Source organism: Novosphingobium sp. UBA1939 (assembly GCF_002336885.1).
Classification (GTDB): Bacteria; Pseudomonadota; Alphaproteobacteria; order Sphingomonadales; family Sphingomonadaceae; genus Novosphingobium.
Genome location: NZ_DDFB01000076.1, coordinates 1 through 4002 on the forward strand (window position 1 = coordinate 1; position 4002 = coordinate 4002).

Below are 4002 nucleotides of genomic sequence, written 5' to 3' on the forward strand. Positions count from 1 at the left end.
GGAAGGATTTTTGGTCAAGCTGAAGGCGCGCGGCCTCAAGGGCGTCGAACTTGTCGTCTCCGACGACCATGCCGGTCTGGTGGCGGCGATCGGCGAAGCCGTCCCCGAAACGGCATGGCAGCGCTGCTACGTGCACTTTCTCAGGAACGCGCTCGACCATCTGCCCAGAAAGCATGCCGACGACTGCCTGCAGGAACCCAGATGGCTCCATGACCGGCGCGATCTCGCCGAGGCCAAGGCCGATCTCGCCGGCACGCTGTCCGTTAACCACTGGAACGGCGCCGCGACGCCGCAACTGCGCATCCTCGACGCCGCGACAGTCGAACGGTAGATTCGCCGTTTCGGCCGCACCCCGAACCACATTCCAGTTACCCCTCCCCGCAAGGGGGAGGGGGAATGCGGAACGTCAACGCCTCCCTACCAACAAGCGAGCATGTGGCGCCGACGTCGACGACTCCCTCCCCCTTGTGGGGAGGGTACGGGTGGGGGTGAATTGGCGCTGCGGGACCGCAAGTGACCATCTGCTCAGGCAATGGCCGAAAAGCCGATCATGCACTAAGACTGAAACCGGACCACACTATGGGGTCAGGCCAGGCCCATCAGAAGCTTTGTGATGAAATCTGATCTTAGAGCACTCGATTGGAACCTGTTGCGCACGTTCTTTGTCATCATTGAGGAACGCAGTCTAACCCGCGCGGCCGTACGCCTTCAGATCAGTCAACCTTCGGTCACTGCCGCGCTGCAGCGACTGGAAATTACCCTTGGTTTGCGTCTCATCGTGCGCGCCAGCCGGCGCTTCGAGCTGACGCGACATGGCGAGCTTCTCTATGGCGAATGCGCCCAGATCTTCCGCGGCGTGTCGCGCATCGGGGAGAAACTGTCGGGCGCGGAGCGCGACATCACCGGCGCCTTGCGCATCCTCGCCGTCACCGACGTGCGCTACGCGCCATTCGACCAAGCCCTGAGAGAAGTCCATCTGCGCTATCCCTCGATCACGGTGCAGATCGACACTGTCAGCAGCCCGCAGGCCGTGCGCGCCATCTCACGGCAGATTGCACCGCTGGCGATCTGCTTGCTCACGCAACCCATCGCGGGGCTGACCTGCGAGCATCTCGAGCGTGAGGAATTCGGCGTCTTCTGCGGCACTCCCCATCCGTTCTTCGCGAAGGAGGGCTGCGCGGTCGAGCATCTGCGCGGCGAGAGCTTTGTCAGCTTCAGTTGCTACAATGAAGGCGGTGCGCTGGAACCGATGCTGGCGCTCGGCGTCGGCTCGGGCTTCGGCGGACGGATCAGCGGTTCATCTGCGCACCTGCCGGAGGTTCTGCGCATGGTGCAGGCCGGCATCGGCATCGGCATCCTGCCGGTCGCGTCGGTCAGGCGAGAACTGGACGCCGGCCTTCTCTGGTGCATCAGCCCGGAGGGCGTTCAGCTGGGGGCCGATCTCTACCTCGTCACCAACCCGGCCATGTCGCTGGAACTGGCCGAGGTCAGTTTCCTTTCGATCCTGCGAGAGATGATCAGGGCCGATCGGCTCGAGCCGTGACGGCGTGCAGCAGCACGTTCAGCCCAGGCGCCAGCATGTCGGGCGTGGCCAGCTCGTTGTTGTTATGGGTGATCCCATCCTTGCAGGGCGTGAAGATCATCGCGGTCGGAACCTGCTTCGCCAGGAAATAGGCGTCGTGCCCGGCCTGGCTGGGCAGTTTCAGCCCGTTGAAGCCAAGCGTGGCCGCCGCCTCGCTGACATGGTCAACCATCGTCTTGTCGAAGATGTCGCCGCCCCAGCTCCACTGGTCCAGCACGCGGTACTCGCAGCCGGAGCGGATACCCGCCTCGGCCACGGCGCGCAGCATCCTGACCCGCATCAACTCGGCCACTTCAGGATCGTCATGGCGCACGTCGCAGACAGCCTCGGCCCAGTCCGACAGCAGCCCCGCCTTGTTCGGCGAGGCGGAGAGCCGCGCCGCCGTCGCCTTGCCGCCGGTCGCGGTATGTTCCCAGCCAAGGTCGTCCACAGCGACCAGAAGGCGCGCACCCGCCACCAGCGCGTTCTTGCGCTTCGCCATTGGCCATGGTCCGGTATGGGCCGTCTCTCCGCGATATTCGACCAGTATCCCATGCGAGACATAGCCGTGCGTGACGATGCCGACGTCATGCCCGGTGCGATCCAGCACGTCGCCCTGCTCGATGTGCAACTCGAAATAGCCGTCGATCTCGCGTCCGCCCACCGGGGCCGCGCCGCGATAGCCGATGGCGTCCAGAGCCTGCCCGATCGTCACCCCGTCGGCGTCCTTCAGGCCGAGCGCCCAGTCCAGCGCGTAATCCCCCACGAAGCAGCCCGAGGCCACCATCGGCGGCGAGAAGCGCGCGCCTTCCTCGTTCGTCCAGTTGACGATCTCGATCGGACGGCGAGTCGCGATGCCCAGGTCGTTCAGCCGCCGCACGACTTCGAGCGCCCCGAGGACGCCCACTATCCCATCGAAGCGCCCGCCATTCTCCTGCGTGTCGAGATGGCTGCCAACCAGCACCGGTGGCAGATCCTCGGTGCCCTCGCGGCGGGCGAAGATGCTGCCCATGCAGTCGATGGTGACGCTCAGCCCCGCCTCACGGCACCATTCCACGAACCGGTCGCGCATCCGGCGGTCGGACTCGGTGAGGGTGAGCCGGCTGAGACCGCCCTCCCGTCCCGGACCTATCGCAGCGGACGCGTCCAGCGTCTCAAGGAAGCGGTCAAGGTGGGCACGAATGTCGGGGCTCAAGCTCATGGCGGGGATTCCGGTTTTCGGCTCAGTTTCCGGCGGCGTTCAGCAGATCGAGCGTCGTCGCGGTGGCGCCGAACAGTTCCGGCGTCAGTTCGATCACGGCGGGAGCTCCCGCCGCCATTGCCTCGGTGATACTGCGGCAAGCTTCGTCGGTCGTGGCGGGGGCATGCGCGGCGATGCCGTAGGCGTGCGCGATGGCGATGAAGTCGGGTGTTGGATAGACTGTGCCGACCGGCGACACGTTGCGCTGCACCATGCCCTTGTGGATCTGGCCGAAGCACTTGTTATTCCACAGAACCACGACCACCGGCAGGGCTTTCTCGGCCATGACGGCCAGCTCGGTCAGGGTGAACTGGAAACCGCCATCGCCGACGATGGCCACGACTTTCGCCCCCGGCTTGCCTATCGCGGCGCCGATCGCGGCGGGCAGCGCATAGCCGAGCGAACCGAAGCCGGCCGGATGGATCCAGCGCCCCTTGGTCGTCGCGGGATAGAGATAGTTTCCCGCATAGGCGATGGTCGTCATGTCGGTGAAGATCATCGTCTCGGACGGAAGGCTGGCGCTAATCGCGTCCAGGGCCGAGAGATAGATGGCATCGAGCCCCTTCTCCCCCGCGCGCAGTTCGGCGCGCAGCCGCGCCACCTCCGCCTCGACGTCGGCGCGCGGCCGGATCTCGGACATCGCCTGCACCGCCTCCAGGATCGAAGCGACGGCCGGAGCCGCATCCGCAAGGATGGGCAGCGTCGTCGCATGCGGGTCGCAGAGCTGCTCGTGGTCGATATCGATGCGGATCATTTCGCCTGTTAATGGCAGCGGAGCCGAGGTCAGGAACTCGCTCTGCGCCAGTTCCGAACCAACGGTCAGCACCACATCCGACCGCGCCAGCAACGCACGGCCATCGGCGCGGTGCAGCACCGCGTCCAGCCATAGCGGGTGGTCGGGCGGCAGGCTGCCCTTGCCGGCGATGGTGGAGAAGACCGGTGCCGCCAGATGCTCGGCCAGCGCCTGCAGGTCGGCCGCGGCCGAGCGCGCCCCGCCGCCCAGGATAAGCATCGGCCGCCGTGCGCCAGCCAGAAGACTGGCGGCACGGACGACGTCCTCGGGCCGCGCGCCGGGACGGGCCGACAACCGCCGCGGCGTCCAGTCGCCGCGGGCCGGGCTCGCCAGCACGTCCATGGGGATGTCGAGATAGACCGGACGCGGTCGGCGGCTGTCGAAGACGGCGAAGGCGCGGTCGAGATA

At 66.3% G+C, this 4002-nt stretch carries 3 protein-coding genes and 1 pseudogene; 2 read left to right on the forward strand and 2 right to left on the reverse strand.

What is annotated here, in order from left to right; translation table 11 throughout:
• Positions 1-259 (forward strand): annotated as a pseudogene (locus B3547_RS10805) (transposase); the annotation flags it as partial.
• A gap of 354 nt (positions 260-613) precedes the next feature.
• Positions 614-1543 (forward strand): LysR family transcriptional regulator, encoded by a 930-nt coding sequence (locus B3547_RS10810; RefSeq protein WP_292962974.1) that lies wholly within the window; start codon positions 614-616, stop codon positions 1541-1543.
• Here B3547_RS10810 and B3547_RS10815 read toward each other — a convergent pair.
• Positions 1518-2762, reverse strand: a complete 1245-nt coding sequence (locus B3547_RS10815) for a Zn-dependent hydrolase (protein ID WP_292962977.1) — start codon at positions 2760-2762, stop codon at positions 1518-1520. The genes B3547_RS10810 and B3547_RS10815 overlap by 26 nt on opposite strands.
• 22 nt (positions 2763-2784) lie before the next feature.
• A partial coding sequence (locus B3547_RS10820) for a thiamine pyrophosphate-dependent enzyme (protein ID WP_292962980.1) occupies positions 2785-4002 on the reverse strand: 1218 nt, incomplete at its 5' end.

Bases quoted from the DNA above. Each gene is read 5' to 3' on its own strand.
- B3547_RS10810 (WP_292962974.1), top strand. From the start codon at position 614: ATGAAATCTGATCTTAGAGCACTCGATTGGAACCTGTTGCGCACGTTC.
- B3547_RS10815 (WP_292962977.1), bottom strand. From the start codon at position 2,762: ATGAGCTTGAGCCCCGACATTCGTGCCCACCTTGACCGCTTCCTTGAG.